This is a genomic window from Myxococcus llanfairpwllgwyngyllgogerychwyrndrobwllllantysiliogogogochensis, assembly GCF_006636215.1.
Lineage (GTDB): Bacteria > Myxococcota > Myxococcia > Myxococcales > Myxococcaceae > Myxococcus > Myxococcus llanfairpwllgwyngyllgogerychwyrndrobwllllantysiliogogogochensis.
Window position 1 is genome coordinate 1 of sequence record NZ_VIFM01000226.1, and the last position, 18,395, is coordinate 18,395.

General features: G+C 69.9%; 14 protein-coding genes. 10 read left to right on the forward strand and 4 right to left on the reverse strand.

The window, feature by feature from the left end; genetic code table 11:
• From FJV41_RS37400 to FJV41_RS37410, 3 genes are all read left to right on the forward strand, one after another.
• On the forward strand, positions 1–2,115 hold a 2,115-nt coding region (locus FJV41_RS37400; protein WP_141647393.1), incomplete at its 5' end, for a tetratricopeptide repeat protein.
• A 65-nt stretch (positions 2,116–2,180) separates the two neighbouring features.
• The gene (locus tag FJV41_RS37405; RefSeq protein WP_141647394.1) at positions 2,181–2,708 is read left to right on the forward strand and encodes an SRPBCC family protein; all 528 of its coding nucleotides are present in this window, start codon (positions 2,181–2,183) and stop codon (positions 2,706–2,708) included.
• 71 nt (positions 2,709–2,779) lie between these two features.
• On the forward strand, positions 2,780–3,247 hold the full coding sequence (locus tag FJV41_RS37410; protein ID WP_141647395.1) for a nuclear transport factor 2 family protein: 468 nt from the start codon (positions 2,780–2,782) through the stop codon (positions 3,245–3,247).
• A gap of 41 nt (positions 3,248–3,288) precedes the next feature.
• On the opposite strand, the gene FJV41_RS37415 is transcribed toward FJV41_RS37410, so the two are convergent.
• Positions 3,289–4,260 (reverse strand): homoserine kinase, encoded by a 972-nt coding sequence (locus FJV41_RS37415; RefSeq protein ID WP_141647396.1) that lies wholly within the window; start codon positions 4,258–4,260, stop codon positions 3,289–3,291.
• A 92-nt stretch (positions 4,261–4,352) separates the two neighbouring features.
• On the opposite strand from FJV41_RS37415, the gene FJV41_RS37420 reads away from it, so the two are divergent.
• On the forward strand, positions 4,353–5,933 hold the full coding sequence (locus FJV41_RS37420; protein WP_141647397.1) for a tetratricopeptide repeat protein: 1,581 nt from the start codon (positions 4,353–4,355) through the stop codon (positions 5,931–5,933).
• 18 nt (positions 5,934–5,951) lie between these two features.
• Here the strand turns inward: FJV41_RS37420 and FJV41_RS37425 are convergent, their stop codons facing one another.
• From FJV41_RS37425 to FJV41_RS37435, 3 genes are read right to left on the reverse strand one after another with little or no spacing between them, the layout of a single operon-like run.
• Positions 5,952–6,446, reverse strand: a complete 495-nt coding sequence (locus FJV41_RS37425; RefSeq protein WP_141647398.1) for a hypothetical protein — start codon at positions 6,444–6,446, stop codon at positions 5,952–5,954.
• A 7-nt stretch (positions 6,447–6,453) separates the two neighbouring features.
• On the reverse strand, positions 6,454–7,785 hold the full coding sequence (locus FJV41_RS37430) for a cyclic nucleotide-binding domain-containing protein (RefSeq protein ID WP_141647399.1): 1,332 nt from the start codon (positions 7,783–7,785) through the stop codon (positions 6,454–6,456).
• Positions 7,786–7,825: 40 nt separating this feature from the next.
• Positions 7,826–9,943: an FHA domain-containing protein gene (locus tag FJV41_RS37435; protein WP_141647400.1), complete on the reverse strand. Its 2,118-nt coding sequence runs from the start codon at positions 9,941–9,943 to the stop codon at positions 7,826–7,828.
• 176 nt (positions 9,944–10,119) lie between these two features.
• On the opposite strand from FJV41_RS37435, the gene FJV41_RS37440 reads away from it, so the two are divergent.
• The 6 genes from FJV41_RS37440 to gspD all read left to right on the forward strand — a co-directional run.
• Positions 10,120–11,601 (forward strand): TldD/PmbA family protein, encoded by a 1,482-nt coding sequence (locus FJV41_RS37440; RefSeq protein WP_141647401.1) that lies wholly within the window; start codon positions 10,120–10,122, stop codon positions 11,599–11,601.
• Positions 11,602–11,619: 18 nt separating this feature from the next.
• Positions 11,620–12,966 carry a TldD/PmbA family protein gene (locus FJV41_RS37445; protein WP_141647402.1) on the forward strand — a complete coding sequence of 449 codons (1,347 nt, stop codon included), beginning with the start codon at positions 11,620–11,622 and terminating at the stop codon, positions 12,964–12,966.
• A gap of 122 nt (positions 12,967–13,088) precedes the next feature.
• Positions 13,089–14,108 (forward strand): ParB/RepB/Spo0J family partition protein, encoded by a 1,020-nt coding sequence (locus tag FJV41_RS37450; protein ID WP_141647403.1) that lies wholly within the window; start codon positions 13,089–13,091, stop codon positions 14,106–14,108.
• A 31-nt stretch (positions 14,109–14,139) separates the two neighbouring features.
• Entirely contained in the window at positions 14,140–15,531 is a 1,392-nt protein-coding gene (locus FJV41_RS37455) for a sigma-54-dependent transcriptional regulator (RefSeq protein WP_141647404.1), read from the forward strand.
• Between the two features lie 193 nt (positions 15,532–15,724).
• Complete coding sequence (gspC, locus tag FJV41_RS37460; RefSeq protein WP_141647405.1) at positions 15,725–16,630, forward strand: type II secretion system protein GspC; 906 nt, start codon at positions 15,725–15,727, stop codon at positions 16,628–16,630.
• A gap of 24 nt (positions 16,631–16,654) precedes the next feature.
• Positions 16,655–18,395, forward strand: a 1,741-nt coding sequence (gene gspD, locus FJV41_RS37465; RefSeq protein ID WP_141647406.1) for a type II secretion system secretin GspD, incomplete at its 3' end; no start/stop codon positions are given.

The window sequence follows — 18,395 nt, forward strand, 5'->3', positions numbered from 1 at the left end:
GTCCCCCAGAGCCCCGGCGCCGCGGTGGGTCGAGCCCTGGGCGCCGCCCTCGTCCTCAATGTCGGCGCGCTCATCCCCCCCTTCCTCGCCTCCACCGTCTTCGCCTGGCTGCGCACCTCGTGCGACCCCTTCGAGCTGGTGGGTTTCTATCCCATGATCACCCTCCCCTCGGCCGTGCTGGCCTCGGCGTCGGGAGTCCTCTGCGGCTTCAAGGCCCGGCGGCCCTCCCGGGGGGTGGCACTGCACGTGCTGCTCGTCCTGCTGTCGCTCGTCCCCACCGTGTGGCCCATCGTCGCCGGTCCCCAGGTCTTCGCCTTCAACCACTTCCTGGGACACCTGCCCGGCCCCCTCTACGACGAGGCCCTGGTGATGACGCCCGCGCTGGGCTGGTTCCGCCTGGAGACCCTGCTGTGGGCCTGGGTCCTGGCGGGGCTCGCCGCCGCGATGCTGGACCTCGGCGCCGGCACCCTGCGCCGCGCGAGCGTGCGCCCCTGGAGCCTGGTGGCGCTCGCGCTCCCCATGTCCGCCATCCTCTTCCTGGAGGTGAAGGGCCCCCAGCTGCGCACGCGGATGACGGACGCCTACCTCGCGGACACCCTGGGCGGCGTGCGCGACACGGAGCACTTCCGCCTCCACTACCCCCGGGGCAAGTCGCGCGAGGACGTGGACCGCCTCGCCCGCGACATGGAGTTCCGGTGGATGCAGGTGCAGCGCTTCCTCGGCGTGGCCCCCACCGAGCGCATCCGCGTGTGGCTCTATCGCAACGAAGAGGAGAAGCAGCGCCTGGTGGGCGCCGGCCGCACCCAGTACGCCAAGCCCTGGCGGTATGAGCTGCACATCCAGGACAAGCCCTTCCCCCACTCCACCCTGCACCACGAATTGGCGCACGTCATGGCCGCCCCCGCCGGCAGCGGCCCGTTCCGAGTCACCACGCGCCTGGGACTCTGGCCCCTCATGGGTGTCATCGAAGGGTTCGCCGTCGCCGCCGACGGCCCCGCCCAGGGCGACCTCACCCTGCACCAGTGGGCCGCGGGCATGCGCCGCCAGAAGCTGGCCCCGGACATGCGCAAGTTGATGGGGCCGCAGGGCTTCTACCAATCCGCTCCCGCTCGCGCGTACACCGTGGCCGGCTCCTTCCTGCTCTACCTCGCGGAGACCTACGGCGCGGACAAGCTGCGCGCGCTCTACGCCCACGCGGATTTCGACGACGCCTACGGGCGCCCGCTGGACGAGCTGGTCTCGGAGTGGGAACGCCACGTGGACGCCCTGCCCCTCGACGACACGGCCATCGCCCGCGCCTTCGCGCGCTTTCGCGCCGGCAGCCTGTTCAGCCGCGCCTGCGCCCGCGAAGTCGCCCGACTCACCGAGTCCGCGCGCGCCTCGCTGGTGGGAGACCCCGCGGATGCGCTGGAGCGCTACACCCGCGCCGCCTCGCTCCAGCCGGAGGAGCCCTCGTTCCGCCTGGGCGAAGCCGCCGCGCTGTCCGCGCTGGAGCGCTACGACGAGGCCACCACCGTGCTCTCCACGCTCGCCCATCAGGTCAAGGCCCAGGCCGTCACCGCGGCCGAGGTCGCCATGGCCCGCGCGGATGTGGAGGCCCGACGCCAGCAGCCCGAGCAGGCGCGCCGCTACCTGGACGAGGTCCTCTCCCTGGACGCCACGCCCGAGCTGACGCGCACCGCCCAGGTGAAGCTCGCGGCGCTGGACTCCACCGCGCGACGCGAGGCCATCGACGCGTACTTCCAGTCGACGCGCGAGGAGCTGCGCCTGCTGATGCTGACGCGCGCCCTCCAGGCCGTGCCCCAGGACGCGTACCTCAACTACCTTCTGGGCCGCCGACTCCAGCAGGTGGGCTCGCCCGTCCTCGCCGGCGAATACCTCCAACGTGCGCTGGCGGACGGTTCGCTGCCGGAGGCCCTCCGCCGGGAGGCCCTGCGCGTGAAGGTGGAGGCCGCCTACCTCGCCGGGGACTGCGGCGCGGTGCGCCACGAGGTCGGGGTCCTTCCAGACTTCGGAACGGCCTTCAAGGCCACCGCCCAGGAGTGGCGGGAGCGGTGTGATTTCGAGGAGAAGACCTTCCAGGGGCCCCTGGTGCCACGACAGGCTTTCCGCTAGCCGCGCTTTCCGCTAGGCAGGCAGCCCACACAGCGGCGACGAGCCAGCCCATCAGGAGGGAAGCGATGCGGTTCGAGACGAGGCAGCGAATCCAGGGGACGGTGGACGAGGTGGAGCGCGCGCTCCTCGACGAGCGGTACTTCGAGTTCCTCCTCAAGTACCACGGCGTCTTGCTGGAGCTGGCGCCGATTGAAGTGAAGACCGAGGGCGACCTGGTGAAGCGCAAGGTGCGCTACCGCCCCAAGCCGGTCATCGAGAGCATCGGCCCCAAGCGCGTGCCTCCCGAGTGGTTCGCCTTCATCGAGACGTCCACCTACGACAAGCGCCGCAAGGAGCTCACGTTCACCAACACGCCCACGTCGGGCACCATCTCCAAGATGCTGGTGAACACCGGCACCATGCGCTTCCGTGACTTGGGCGCCGGGCAGACGGAGCGGTCGATGGACGGCGAAATCTCCCTCAAACTGCCCTTCCTGATGAAGCCGCTGGCGCTCATCGGCGAGAAAATCATCCAGGGCGAGGGCCTCAAGATTCTCGACAACGAGATTCCGGTGCTCAACCGGTTCATCTCCGAGGTCATCCGCAAGGGCTGAGGCACGCGGAGTGCAGGTGGGGCCGGGGGAATGGGTTGACTTCTCATCCATTGTCTTCGTAAGGCCCCGCCATGCTCATCCGCTTCCTCGCTCTCTGCGCCCTGACCCTCCTGGCCGCCTGCGCTCCGAAGCGCATCCCCGGCACCGAAATCGACGACACCTCCGACACGCGGGCCATTTTGTCAGTGATGGAGCAGTACCGGTCTGCCATTGAGGCACGCGACGCGAAGGGCATCCAGGCCCTGGTGTCCAAGGACTTCCGCGAGGATGGCGGCACGCCGGGGGACCCCGAGGATGACCTGAACACGGCCAACCTCGTGCCGTACCTGGAGACGCTCTTCCCGCAGCTCCAGTCGCCCAAGGTGGAGCTCGACGTGCGCCGGGTGCAGGTGGGCAAGGACATGGCCACCGCCATCTATTACTGGAAGGTGAGCTGGCGCATGCCCAGCCTCACCCCCCGCCCCCAGAAGGAGGCGGAGTTGGAGCAGATGGTGTTCCGGCTCGAGGATGGCCGCTGGAAGATCCTCTCCGGCATCTGAAGCCGCGTCGACTCCGGGGCGCGTCATGGCGCCCCGGTGGCTCACAAGCCCAGGAGCGTCGCGTAGCCCGAAGGCCCCATGGCCGACAGCGCGCGCGCCCGGGCGAGATAGGTGCGGTAGTCCTTGCGCACCAGCTTGTCCGCCGGCAGCGGGGACAGGTGGTAGTCGCGGATGCGGCTGGCCGTGAATCGCACCGCCCCGAAGAGCGCGTGGCCGAAGAGGTTGGCCCGCTCCACGGCAGACAGCGGCCGGATGTCCTGGTAGCCGCGCACCAGCGCCTCGCACAGCTCCGGCAGATACCCGCCGCCATCGAAACACCAGGCGTTCAGGGTGATGACCAGATCCAACCCGTACGCCTCGCGGCAGGCCATCTCGAAGTCGAAGAAGGCCCCCACGCTACCGCCCAGCCACTTCACGTTGTCGGTGAAGAGGTCCGCGTGGATGACGCCGAGCGGCTCCAGGCCCAGGCGTTGTGACTCGGCCGTGTCGAGCAGGCGCTCCAGTTCCCCGGCGATGGTGGCCAGCGTCGCATCCGGGTGACGCGACAGCTCCGCCAGCCATCCGCGCACGACGTCCGGTGAGTACGGGTTGGTGCGCGAGCCGCTGAAGGACTGCGTGTCGCGGTGCAGCTTGCCCAGCTCCGTGCCCAGCCGCTCCAGGTGCTCGGAGGTGAGGTTCGGATGGCGCAGCTCCTCGCCCGGCAGCCAGCGGAAGACGCTGACGCGCCCGCCCTCGAGTTCGACGAACGTCGCTCCGTCGCGCGTGGTGAGCTGCACGGGCGAGGGGAAATGGTACGCGGCCAGGTGGGCGAGCAGCGCGGACTCGAAGCGCAGGTCATCCGACGAGCGCACCGTCGTGTGGCGAACGAAGTAGCGGCCGGTGTCCGTCTCCAGCCGGTGGTTGGTGTTGATGGAGCCCTGGGGAATGGGCGTCACGCTCCGCACACTCCCCAGTCCGAAAATGTCGGCGACGCGAGTGAAGACCTCGGGGGACAGCGCCGTGTGAACCGCCATTGCTCACTCCTCCCATGCTCGGGGCCCGCTCCATTGACACCTGGGAGGGGCGTACCTAATAGCATCCAACTCCAGCGCGGGGAGACAGGTCCATGGGCACCGAGGTTCAGGGCGACTGGAAGCGGCGCGAGAGCTGGAAGAGCGCGCTGGTGCAGGTGGCCGTGGTGGCCGTGGTGCTCGCGGGCGCCGTCACCTACTTCGTCCACCGGGGCGCGGTGCGAAAGGAGACAGAGGAGCGCATGCGCGCGGCCCGCTCGGCGGCCCTCCGGGGCAACCCCGCGGACCTGACCCGCGCCATGGCGGAGCTGGAGACGCTCTTCCAGGTGGACGCCGAGGCCCGCGACGGCCAGGCCCTGGCCGCCGACATCCAGACAGTGCTGTGGCTGGAGCACCACCAGCCCGGCGCCGATGCCAAGGCGCGCGAGTACCTGTCCCGCGCCGAAGCACTCGACTCCCGCTCCGGCGAGCGCTACAGCGCGCGCGCCCTGCATCTGCTCGCGGAGGGCAAGACGGCCGAGGCGGAGAAGTACCTCGCGGACCTCCAGGCCCAGGGCGCCAACAGCCCGCGGCTGACGCTGGCCCTGGCCCTGACGCTCCAGGCGAAGGGAGACCTGCCCGGCGCGCGTCAGGCGTTCGCCCGCGCCGCCGAGGGGGCCTACCGGGACACGCGCTTCACCACCGCGTACGCGGAGGCCCTGCTCGACGAAGGCCAGCACGCCCAGGCGGTGGAGGTCTTCGAGAAGACCACCAGCGTCAACCCGGACCACCTCATGGCGCGGCTGGGCGCGGGGCTCGCGTATGCGTACCAGGGCAAGAAGCTGGAGGAGGCGCAGCGCGCGCTCGCCACGGCCTCCGAGAAAGACGCCGAGCTGACGCCCTCGCTGCGCTCCCGCATGGGGGCCCTGAAGGCGGAGCTGGCGCTGACGCGGGGCGCGACGGACGAGGCGCTCCAGGAAGCGGACGCCGCGCTGAAGACGGTGCCGGATGACGTCTACGCCCTCTTCGCCCGGGCCCGGGCCCTGTCGGCGCGGAAGGGCCCGGAGGCGCGCGCCGCCTTCGAGGCCGCGGTGGCGAAGCGGCGCACCGCCCCCCTGCTCTACCTGGATGGCGCGCGCAGCCTCCAGGCATCCGGCGACAACACCGGAGCGCTGGCGCTGCTGGACGCGTACGAGGGCACCTTCGGCGTCATCCAGGTGGCCACCGCCGACGGCAAGAAGGTCAGCCTCCTGGAGCAGGACGGCCGCTACTGGCTCGCCCGGGGCGGGCTGCTGGAGGCCGCGGGCCAACAGGACGACGCGCTCACCGCCTATGACAAGGCCATCGCCGCGAAGGGCGTCGGGCTGGCGCGGGCCCAGTACGCCAAGGGCGCGCTGCTGGTGCTCCGCAAGGACTACGAGGGTGCGAAGGCCCTGCTGGCCACCGTGGCCCCGGACACGGGCGCGGGCACGCTGCCGGAGGCATATACCGCCATGGGCGACCTGCTCTTCGCGCAGAGCGCGTACGCGGCGGGCTGCCAGCACTACTACTTTGGCCTCGTGCGGGCCCGCTCACAGGGGACGTCGCGCGACGAGCTGGCCGCGCGCATCGACTCCGTGAAGAAGGGCCTGGAGTCCGCGGGCCAGGGCCCCATGGCCAAGGCGTGGATGAACGAAACGGGCGCCCTGCTCCAGTGAGCCTGGGCGCCCGCGTTCCTACAGCAGCTCCGAGGCCTCCAGCGGACGGTACTTGGCGCGGACGATGCGCCACTCACCGTCGGTCTCCTTCTCGAACGTCCCCTCGATGAGGTAGGCGTTGAGCACGCTGTCCGCCGCCAGGTCCTTCAGGTTCTCCGCCTGGGAGCGACCGAAGATGAAGCGGGCCTGGAAGTCGCCCTGCGTGGGGGAGACTTCGTGCACCTCCAGGTTCGTCGTGAAGATGCGGACCCACTGGCCGCGCAGCACCTGGCCCGTCAGCACGCCCCGGACCTGCCGGTTGTCCCAGCCGCCGTCCGTCTTGAAGCGCTCGGACACGCCCTCCATCACCCCGGAGATGTCCTTCTGCTCCGCGGCGCGCGTCATGGTGATGACCTGCCGGGTGATGGCCTCCGGGACTCCCGGCTCCCGACGCGGCCAGAAGTAGAGCACCGCACCGGCCGCCATGAGGGCCAGCGCCACCCCCACCACCTTCGAGCGCGACAACATCACCATTCGCTCCTCACGCCGCCTCGGGCTCGAGCACCAGCTCGTCCGCGTCGATGATTTCCAGGGGCCGCAGCGCCTCGCCAATCTGCTTCAGGCGACGGTCCGACAGCTGCTCCAGGTACGTGCGGATGTGCGGGAAGACTCGCACCAGTTCGTGGAACGCGTTGCGCTCCAGGAAGGCCGCCGCCGTCTTGCGCGTGGCCGCCACGGTGGCCGACGCACGCAGGCCCGTCAGCAGGGAGATTTCCCCCGCCACGTCGCCCTCGCGCAGCACGCCCAGCGTCACGGTGCCGCCCGCCGGGTCCTCCTTCTGCACCACCAGCTCTCCGGCCAGCACGAGGAACAGCCCTGGCGAGTGCTCACCCTCCACCAGCACCTTCTCGTGCCCCTGGAGCGCGCGGAAGGCGAAGCGCTGCAGCATGGCTCCGCGCTCCGACTCCGGCAGCGTCTGGAACATGGGCGAAGTCGCCATCAGGTTTCGCGCCATGCGCTGCTGCGCGAAGTCCGCCAGCACCTGCGGCACGGCCGGGTGATTCTTGGCCACGGCGTTGAGGTGCTCGCGGCGAATCTCGAAGACCTCCGTGTCCGACACCGCGGACACCGTCGCGGTGGGAGGCGCGCCCGTCAACAGGGCAATCTCGCCGAAGATGGAGCCACCGCCGAGGAAGCCCAGTGTCTTCGCCTCGCCGTCCATCTGCCGCGTCACCTCCGCCTTGCCCGCGACGAGCACGTAGAGGTGGTCGGCCGGCTCGCCCTCTCGGCTCACCACTTCCTCCGGCCTCACCCGACGCCACGCCATGCGGCCCACCAGGTCGATGAAGGCCTCCCGGTCCAGCTCCGCGAACAACGGCAGCGGAGGCCGGCTGTTGGGGTCCGCGGAGCCGCCCGGGTCCGGCGCGGCCAGTACTTCAATGGCGCGGTTGGAGAGCTCCTCGCCCACCAGGCCCATCAGGTCCGTCTCCACCTTGCCGTCGTAGAGCGTCTCCGGCGGCAACGGCGGGGGCACCGCGGCGCGGCCCGGCGCGCTGCGCACCGCGCGCGAGTGGACGCGGATGAGCGTGTCCTTCAGGCGCCGCTCGTTGGGGGCCAGCTCCAGGGCCAGCTTGCACGCGGCCATGGCGGACAGCAGGTAGTCGCGGCGCAGGAGTCCCTCCGCGCACGCGTGGTACGACGTGACGGCGCGTTCGCGCTCGCCCAGCTCCGCCAGACACCGGGCCGCCATCATCCGCGAGCGGTGGTCCGCGGGGACGCGACGTACGGCCTCCGCGAACACGGCGAGGGCGCGCTCGAACTGGCGCTCCTCGATGAGGTCCATTCCGAGTTCACGCAGCGACGACTCGCTCATCCCATGTCTCCACGAACCTTCGTTGTTGCAGCAGCGCCGCTCACGGCTGGAGCTCGCTCAGGTACATCTCCGCCTTGCGCTTCGTATCCGAGCCCTCGGGCGCTGTCTCGATGACAATCTTGAACTTCACCGCCGCGGACTGGGGGTCCCTGTCGCGCTCGATATAGGCGCGCATGTAGAGCTCCTCCACCTTCTTCTGCAGGTCGTCCAGGCCGTCACGCGCCCGGCGGTCCCCCGGGTTGAGGCGCAGGGCCTCGCGGAAGTTGAGCCCCGCCGCCGCCAGGTCCCCCTTCTTCAGCGCCGCCTGTCCCGCCGCCAGGGCCGCCGACGCCAGCTGTTCGTCCAGCGTGTTGCCCAGCGAGCCCTGGAAGCCAATCTGCCGGTACAGCTCCGCCGCCCGGCGCAGCGGCTTCGACGCCGACTCCAGCGCGTTGGACGCCAGCTTCTTCTGCGCGTCGTCCAGCGAGCGCTGGAACTGGGGAATGAGCGTCTTCAACTGGCGCGCCCGCTCCTTCACGTCCTTCTCCGCCTTGTACTTCTCCGTGACGCGGTCGCACTCGAGCACCGCGCGCTGGTAGTCGCCGCCGTTGAAGCGCCGCTCCACGTCGGTGAAGGCCTCCTCGAGGAAGAGCTTGCGCTCCTCCTTGGCGTTCAGCGCGGCGCGCTCGCGGTTGGCGCGGTCCCTTCGCGCACCGTCCGCGGACTCCTTCGCCAGCTCCGCCTCCAGGTCCTGGAGCTTCTGCGCATAGGCCGGCTTGTTCAGGTCCGGCACGCGGTCCAGCAACGGACGCGCCGCCTCCGGGTCCCGGGCCGCGAGCGCGTCTTCCATCTGCTGGATGCGGAACGCGGCGTCCTTCTCCTCCAGCTCCGTCTCCAGCTTGCGCCGGATGTCGTCCATCTTGGCCGTGCCCTGCGGCGTGGCCGCGAGCTTCGTGCGCGCCTCCTCGAACTGCTGGGCGACCATCAGCGCGCGCACGGACTCGAAGGACTGCACCACCTCCAACTGCTTGCTCGCAGCCTTGCCCAGGCCCTCCTCGTCGACGCCCGGCCGCAGCTTCTCCGCCTCTTCCACGAGCCGCACCGCGGTGGCGTAGTCGTCCGCGCGCACCGCCTCGCGCGCCTTCTGCATCAGCAGCTTCGAGCGCTCGATGTTGGGGTCCACCGGCGGCGGAGGCGGCGGCCCGGAGGGGATGAACAACAGGCCCAGCATCAGCAGCACCACCACACCGCCACCCACGGCGATGAGCAGCTTCGTCTTCGAGTTCGGCCCTCCGCCCGTGACGACGCTCCTGGGGGGCGGACGGGGACGGGGGATGGCGATGGCGCCCTTGCCCTTGTTCTGCGCCTTGTCCTGGAACCCGTCCGGCACCCGGTAGTTGGCGTTGGTCATCTCGTTCAGCCGGGGATCATTCGGATCCACGTCTGAACCACGAGCGGCGCCCGCGGCCTTCCGGGCCTCGTCCTTCTCCTTGGCGGCCTCCTCGCGCTCGCGCTTCTCCTCGGCCTCGCGAGCCTCCGCCTGCGCGCGCATCTCCTTGATTTGCTCCGCCTCGTCCACGAAGCGAAGGCGCGTCTTGCCCATGGCGATTTCATCGCCGTGCTTGAGCAGACACTCGTCCACGCGCTGATCATTCACCTGGGTGCCGGAGATGCTGCCCAGGTCTCGCATCGCCACGCCGGTCTGGCCGTAGACGAGCTCCAGGTGCCGGCGCGACACCGACTGGTCGTCCAACACGAAGTCGCAGTCCTTGCCGCGCCCCACCACCATCCGCACGCCCTGGAAGCGCTTCTTGCGCCCCCGGTCCGGTCCGGCCAGCACCAGCATCTGCACGGGCGGACCGGCGCGCGTGGACTCGGAGTTGTCGTCGTCGTCGTCGCGGCGCACCGCGTCCTCGCGCGACTCCGGCACGGCGCCCACGCGCGTCTCATCCGTGCGGGAGCGGGGAGGTTGCGCGTCACCGTACAGCTCCGGGTTCGCGGGGCCGTCGGGATAGCCTTCTTCCCCGGAGAGGGGTGCGGCGAAATCCTCGTCGGCGGGTGACGCCTCGCGCGGAGGGCGAGCCCGGGCTGACGGCTTCGCCGATGGAGAGTCCGCCCCCGCGTCACCGCCGGAACGGCCGGCGCCAGCGCGAGGAGAGGATGGAGGACGAGCAGGCATGGGGTGGGGTCCAGGTTCCGAAACGTCGGCCATCTTAAAGCGCCGGCCCCCACGGTGGGAATGCGACAGGCCAGCCCGCGGGGAAAGAAGGGCGGCCATTGTCCGTTGCTCCCGGAGATTTCCCCTCCTATGTAGGTTTCCACACCCCCCCACCGCTTCACCGAGGGAGTTCCTGAATGCCCCGAGCGTCCGCGCCGACCCGACGCGCCCCTTCTTCCCAGCTCGCCCCCCTGGCGGCCCGGCGGCCCTCGCCCGTTCCCCTGCTGCCCCAGCCGCTGCTCGAGCGACTGCTGGCCGTGGCCATGGAGCGCGGGGGTGACTTCGCGGAGGTCTACGTGGAGCGCACCCACAGCACCAGCGTGGTGCTGGAGGAGTCGCGCATCAAAAGCGCCCAGACGGGCCTGGTCCAAGGCGTGGGGGTGCGGGTCATCTCCGGAGGAAAGGTGGGGTACGCCTTCTCCGACGACTGGGACGAGCCCGCGCTGCTGCGGGCGGCCTCCACGGCGGCGATGATTGCCCAGGGCCAGGGCTCCGAGCGCGCCTTCCCCGTCTCCCGCGTCGCGGTGCCCAGCCACTACCGGGTCCCCACCCCGCTGTCGGACGTGGAGGTGTCGCTCAAGGCGTCCCTGCTGACGCGCGCGGACCAGGCGGCTCGCGCGTTCGACTCGCGGGTGACGCAGGTCAATGGCGCCTACGCGGACCAGACGCGGCGCCTCGCGGTGGCCAACACGGAGGGGCGCTACACCGAGGACACCCAGGACTTGTGCCGCATCTCCGTGCAGGTGGTGGTGCAGGGCAAGAAGAACGAGCGGCGCACGGGCATGTACGGCGGGGGCGGTCGGGTGCCGTTCACCCACTGGGCCACCTTCCCCCCGGAGGAGGTGGCCCGTGAGGCGGCGCGACAGGCGGTGGCCACGCTGGGCGCGGTGGACTGCGCCGCGGGCCCGCAGACGGTGGTGCTGGCGCCCGGCTGGAGCGGCATCCTCCTGCATGAGGCGGTGGGCCACGGCCTGGAGGCGGACTTCATCCGCAAGGGCACGTCGCTGTTCGCCGGCAAGCTGGGAGAGAAGGTGGCCTCCGAGCTGGTCACCGTCATCGACGACGGCACGGTGGCCAGCGGCCGAGGCTCCATCAACATCGACGACGAGGGGACGCCGGGGGAGCGCAAGGTCCTCATCGAGAACGGCGTGCTCAAGGGCTACCTCTACGACAGCCTCAACGCGAAGCTGATGGGGCAGCGCTCCACGGGCAGCGGGCGGCGCGAGTCCTTCCGGCACCTGCCCATCCCCCGCATGACGAACACGTTCCTCGCGCCGGGCAACCACCACCCCGACGACATCCTGAAGGAAGTGAAGCGCGGGCTGTACTGCGCGACCTTCGGTGGCGGGCAGGTGGACATCAGCAACGGCAACTTCGTCTTCGAGGTGAGCGAGGCGTACCAGATTGAAGACGGCAAGCTGGGCCGGCCGGTGAAGAACGCCATCCTCATCGGCGTGGGGCCGGAGGCGCTGAAGAACGTGTCCCGCGTGGGGTGCGACCCGCAGCCGGACCCGGGCATGGGCGTGTGTGGGAAGAACGGGCAGTCGATGCCGGTGGGCGTGGGCCTGCCCACGCTGCGCATCGACAACGTCACCGTGGGCGGAACCCAGGTCGGTTGAGAGAGAGCGCCAGACACCATGGACTACCAGAAGCTCGCGAAGAAGATCGTCCAGCGCGCCACGAAGAAGGGCGCCCACCAGGCCGAAGCCTTCCTGGAGGTGAGCCGCCAGAGCAACGTGCGCGTGCGCGAAGGACAGATTGAAGACCTCACCCAGTCCACGTCCAAGGGCGTGGGCCTGCGCGTCGTCGTGAAGGGCCGGCTCGGCTTCGCCTTCACGTCGGACTTCGAGCCCTCGGGGCTGGAGCTCCTCGTGGACCAGGCGCTGAAGCTGGCCGAGGCCGCCGCGCCCAGCAAGCTCAACGGCCTGCCCGGCGCGAAGGAGCTGGGCCGCTACGGAGACACGGGCGATTTGTATGACCCGGCCGTGGCGAACCTGCCCGGCGACTGGAAGGTGAAGGCCGCGCTGGAGATGGAGAAGGCGGGCCGCGCGGAGGACTCGCGCGTCACGACGTTCAACGCGGTGGGCGCCGGGGACTTCGTGTCCGAGGTGTACGTCGCGTCGTCGGAAGGGATGGCCGGAGGCTACTCGGGCACGTACGTGTACCTGTACGCGCTGCCGGTGGCCGCCGCGGACGGCCAGCTCCAGAAGGGCTACTGGCTGGACTACAAGCGCTTCCTCGCGGACCTGGATTCGCCGGAGTCCATCGGCCGCGAGGCGACGCGGCGCGCGGTGCGGATGCTGGGGGCGAAGCGCGTGAAGACGCAGCAGGTGCCCGTGCTCTTCGACCCGCTCGTCACCGCGTCCTTCATGTCCGGCGTGGCCAGGGCGGCCAGCGGCAACGCCGTGCACCAGCAGGCCAGCATGCTGGCGTCGCTCCAGGGCAAGCGGCTCGCGAGCGAGCACGTCACGCTGGTGGACAACGGCCTCCTGTCGCGAGGCCTGGCCACCGCGCCCTTCGACGGCGAGGGCGTGCCCACCCGGCGCACCCCCATCATCGACCGGGGCGTGATGTCGAACTTCCTCTATGACGCCTTCACCGCGCGCAAGGCGAAGGCGCGGCCCACGGGCAACGCCAAGCGCGGCTACAACGCGCTGCCCACCATCGGCACCAGCAACCTGTATCTGGAGGCGGGCACCACGCCACCCGAGCAGCTCATCCGCGAGGTGGACCGGGGCTTCTACGTCACGTCGCTGCTCGGCCATGGGGCAAACCCCGTGACGGGCGAGCTGTCCGCGGGCGCCAACGGCCTGTGGATTGAGAACGGCGAGCTGACGCACGCGGTGCAGGAAGTCACCGTGGCCGGCAACGTCCTGAAGATGCTCCAGGACATGGACGGCGTCGGCAACGATTTGCAGTTCCGAGGCGGCACGGTGGGCGCGCCCACTGTCCGCTTCCGGCAGCTCACCCTCTCGGGAGAGTAGCCCTACCTCCCGCGTCCCCCTAGCGTGGGCGACGCGGGAGGCCCCCTCCCCCACGTGTTGGGGGAGGCGAATGTCAGGGCCTCCGGCTACACCTTTCGTCCGCAGCGCAGGAGGGCGCACCCATGGCAGCGAAGTCCGCACGAAAAAAGACGGCCGCCGCCGCGAAGGCGAAGCCGGCCACCACCCCTCGCAAGTCCCGCCGCAAGAAGGCGGACCCCAAGTCCCGGGGCCTGACGCCCGCGGACGTGGCCAGCGACTCGGTGGAGTACCCCATCGACATCCTCGAGGCCGTGCGCACCGACGGCGGCGAGGTGCTCGGCGTCTACCGCGAGCCCCTGGGTGGCCACCCGGTGGTGCTCGCGGTGCTGCCCATCGACAAGGTGGAGCCCACGCCCTACCAGCGGGACTTGTCCGAGCCCCACGTGAAGCGGCTCGCCAGCGCCATGGAGCGGTTGGACCGCTTCCTGGACCCCGTCATCGCCGTGCGCAAGGACGGCAAGTACTGGACGCCCAACGGCAACCACCGCCTGCACGCAAGCAAGCTTCTGGGCGCCAAGTCCATCATCGCCCTGCTGCTCCCCGACGAGGACGTGGCCTACCAAATCCTCGCCCTCAACACGGAGAAGGCCCACAACCTCAAGGAGCGCTCGCTGGAGGTGGTCCGCATGTACCGGGGCCTCGTCGGCGCGGGCCGCGAGGGCAAGGAGACCGCCTTCGCGCACCTGTTCGAGGAGCCTTCCTTCGTCACGCTCGGCGCCGCGTACGAGAAGCGCCCCCGCTTCTCCGCGGGCGCCTACCACCCCTTCGTCAAGGTGGTGGAGGACTTCCTCGACAAGCCGCTCGGGGCCGCGCTCGCCCTGAGAGAGGCCCGGGCGGACCGGCTCCTGGAGCTGGACGACGCCGTGGTGGCCGTCGTCAACGGCCTCAAGGAGCGGGGCCTGCAGAGCCCCTACCTCAAGAACTTCGTCGTCGCGCGCATCAACTTCCTGCGCTTCCGCAAGAACGGCGGCAAGCCCGACTTCGACGAAACGCTGGACCGGATGCTGGCCAGCGCGCTCAAGTTCAACCTGGAGTCCGTCAAGCGCGAGGACATCGGCCGGATGGGCGGTGGCCCTGTCGAGTCGGACGACGAGCACGCGTAGGGAACGGGGATTGCAAGAAGCGGCGCCCATCATGACCACCTCCACCGTTCTCGTCGTCGACGACGACCGCGCCAACCTCGACTCCGTGACGCGCATCTTCCAGCGGGAGAACATGGCCACGCTGTCCGCCGCCAACGGGACGGAGGCGCTGGAGATGCTGCGCCGTCCGGAAGTCACGGTGATGGTGACGGATTTGATGATGCCCGGCATGGACGGGCAGGAGCTGCTCCGCGCGGCGCGCACCATCCGCCCCGACGTGGAGGTGGTGCTGATGACCGCCTACGGCACGGTGGAGACGGCCGTGGCGGCGATGAAGGACGGCGCCTACGACTTCATCACCAAGCCCCTCAAGCGCCACGCGCTGGTGAAGGCGGTGCAGAAGGCGCTGGAGAAGCGGGCCCTCGTCTCGGAGAACCAGACGCTCAAGGCGAAGCTGGCGGAGATGAGCGCCGCGGGCGGGCGCACCATGGTGGGCCAGTCCCCCGCCTTCCGCGCCATGCTGGACACCATCCGCCAGGCCGCGCCCTCCACCGCCACGGTGCTGCTGCTGGGCGAGTCCGGCACCGGCAAGGAGCTGGCCGCGCGCTCGGTGCACGAGTACTCCAGCCGGGCCAAGGGCGCCTTCGTCGCCGTCAACTGCGGCGCGCTACCGGAGAACATCCTGGAGGCGGAGCTGTTCGGCGTGGAGCGCGGCGCCTTCACCGGCGCGGTGGCCCGACGCGAGGGCCGCTTCGAGCGCGCCCATGGTGGCACCCTCTTCCTGGACGAAGTCGGTGAGATGCCGCTGCCCGCCCAGGTGAAGCTCCTGCGCGCGCTGGCCGAGGGCGAAATCGAGCGGCTGGGCGGCACGCAGATCGTGAAGGTGGACGTGCGGTTGGTGGCCGCCACCAACAAGGACCTCCAGAAGGAGGTGGCCGAGGGGCGCTTCCGCGAGGACCTCTACTACCGCCTCAACGTGGTGGAGATCCGCGTCCCCGCGCTGGCCTCGCGCCGGGAGGACATCCCCCTGCTGGCGGACGCGTTCCTGCGCCGCTTCGCCGCCAAGAACGGCAAGGTGCTGCGCGGCTTCTCTCCGGAGGCGCTCCAGACGCTGGAGAACTACGCCTGGCCCGGCAACGTGCGAGAGCTGGAGCACGCCGTCGAGCGCGCGGTGGTGCTCGCGCGGGGCGAGGTGCTGGAGGCCAGCGACCTGCCCGAGTCGGTGCGCAAGGGCCCGCTCGGCGCCGCCTCCCAGTTGGTCATTCCCATTGGAACGCCCATGGAAGAGGTGGAGCGCCGGGTGATCCACGAGACCTTGCGCCACACCAAGGGCGACAAGACGCTGGCCGCACGGCTGCTGGGCATCGCGGCCCGCACCATCTACCGCAAGCTGGAGCGCGAGCAGTCCAACGGCGGCGAGCCCCCCGCCGGAAGCGAGGACTGACAGGCCGTCACAAAGGCCCCCACCTGGCTTTGACAATTTGTCCCAAGGCTCGGGGCAGCTCGCTCAGTCGCCCGGAGCTGTCCCTCATTCCGGAATAATTTCGAGCGCTTGGCCGTCCCCCTTGATTGGCCCCACTGGCCCGCGGTGGCACCTGGCTTGCTCTCCACGGGTTCGGCTTTCTCTCGGAAGCGTGATGGAACTCTTCTTTCGAAAATACTTTTGGACGGTGAACCTGCTGTTCGTCCTCCTCGTCGCGCTGCTGGCGGCGAAGACGGTGAACCTGTTCGTCGAGTCCGCCATCTCCCCGGTGCCCACGTCGGGGGCCGCCGCGCGCGCGCCCGCCAACGCCCGGCCAGCCCAGTCCGCACTGGCGCTGCCGGACATGGAGCAGTTGTCCCGGGTGACTGGCATCAAGATTCCGGAGCCGGAGGTCGCGGTAGCGGAACCCACCGCGCCTCAGGTCGACCCCAACGCGGCCCCCGTGAAGAGCGGCCTGCGCGTGAAGCTCCTGGGCACGCTCGTCGCGGGCAACCCCGACTGGTCCTTCGCCTCCATCCAGGACATGGTGACGCAGCGCTCGCAGACGTACATGGTGGGCAATGCCCTGCAGGGCGCCACCGTGCTCGAAATCGAGCGTGAGCGCGTCATCGTCCTCAATGGCGGCCGCAAGGAGTTCATCGACGGCAACCCGGGCGACGGCGCTCAGGCCTTCACGCCGCCCACGCCTCCGGTGGCGCAGGCGAACACCGCGTCCACCAGTGGCATCCGCGCCGTCAGCGACAACGAGTACGAAGTGCCTCGCGCGGAGATCGACAAGACGCTCAACAACCTCAACGACGTGGCCATGCAGGCGCGCATCGTTCCCGCCTTCAAGGACGGCCAGGCCGTGGGGTTCAAGCTCTTCTCCATCCGCCCGGACTCCATCTACTCGAAGATTGGAGTCCAGAACGGCGACGTCATCCGCCGCATCAACGGATTCGACCTCAACAGCCCCGAGAAGGCGCTCGAGGTGTATTCGAAGATGAAGGACTCATCCCGCATTGAAATCGAGATCGAGCGCAACGGCGCGCCGATCCGCAAGTCCTACAACGTCCGTTAAACCCCACGCCGCGCCCGCTCCTCCATGAAGACGCTCCCGTCCTGGATGCTCTGCCTGTGCCTCGCGCTCGCCGTCCCCGCGCAGGCGCAGCGCCGCCCCCCTCCGCCCGGCACCTCCGCGCCTTCAGCGCCGGGTGAGCGGACCATCACTCCCCAGTCGTCGCCCCCGGGCGCCGACGAGTCCAATCAGGGTTCCCGGCGTACGCCCACGTGCGAAGAGGCCCGGCGCAACGCGCGCTACGGCATCTACTTCGACAAGGTGGAGATCGAAAAGCTCGTCCAGACGGTCGCCGACGCCACCTGCCGCACGTTCATCCTCCCGGAGAACGTGCGCGGAAAGATTTCCATCATCGGCCCGGAGAACGGCCGCGTCGAAGTGGACGCCGACGCGTTCTACTCCGCCTTCCTGGCCTCACTCGACGCCAACGGGCTCGCCGCGTACCAGTACGGCCGGTTCATGAAGATCGTCGACAAGCGCTCGGCGAAGCAGAACCCCATCCCCACCATCGTCGAGGATGGCCAGCCGTACACGACCAACGAGCAGATGATCACCAAGCTGTTCCGCATCCGCAACGTGGAGGTGGAGCCCCTGCGCGGGGTGCTGCAGCAACTGGTCTCCAAGGACGGCGACACCATCCCGTATCCGCCGGACACCATCATCGTCAACGACGTGGGCTCCAACATCCACCGCCTGGAGCGCCTCATCGACCAGCTGGACACGCGCGCGGCCAGCGACGAGCTGCGGGTCATCCAGGTGCAGTACGCCTCCGCGCAGGACGTGGCCACCACGGTGCAGCGCCTCTTCGAGGCCAAGGGCGCCCGCCCCGGTCAACGGCCCGGCACCTTCACGCAGGGCGTGCCGCCCGCCGGACAGCCCGGTGGTGAGGTGATTGCCCAGCCCGCCTCGGGCGGCCAGGAGGCCTCCGCCGGTCCGGTGACGCTGTCGCAGATCATCCCGGACGAGCGCACCAACAAGCTCATCATCGTGGCCAGCCCCGCCGCGTTCGAGCGCATCCAGGACATCGTCACGCAGATCGACATCCCCTCCGGCACGGGCGGTCGCATCAACGTCTACTACCTGGAGAACGCCAACGCGGAGGAGCTGGCCAGCACGCTCCAGTCGCTGGCCCAGGGCACCGCGAACCGGCCGCGCTCGCCGATGCCGAACATGCCCCAGGGCGCCCCGCGTCCCGCCGGCACCACCCAGGCCGCGGAGCTGTTCAGCGGCGAGGTGAAGATTTCGGCCGACAAGGGCACCAACTCGCTGGTCATCGTCGCCAGCCAGACGGACTACAAGAACATCGTCCAGGTCATCCAGCAGCTCGACACGCCGCGCCGCCAGGTGTTCGTCGAGGCCGTCATCATGGAGGTGAACCTGGACCGCAACGCCGAGTTCGGCGTCAACCTGCACAGCGGCTTCGCGCTCCAGACGGACCGCGGCGCGGCGCCCGGCCTGATTGGCACCAACAACGGCGGCCAGGGCCTTCCGCCCTCGCTGAGCCTGGCGAACCTGGCGTCCTTCGGCGGCTTCCTCGCGGGCCTTCAGGGTCCGGTGATTCCGGCGCTGGAGAAGCTGGGCCTGGACATCCCCGCCTTCGGCGTGGTGCTGCACGCGATGCAGCAGAGCTCCGACGTCAACGTGCTCTCCACGCCGCACATCCTCACCAGCGACAACGAGGAGGCGGAAATCACGGTGGGCCAGAACGTGCCCTTCCAGTCCGGCTTCTCGCCCTCCTCGCTGGGCTCCCAGGTGGGTGGCGCTGGCG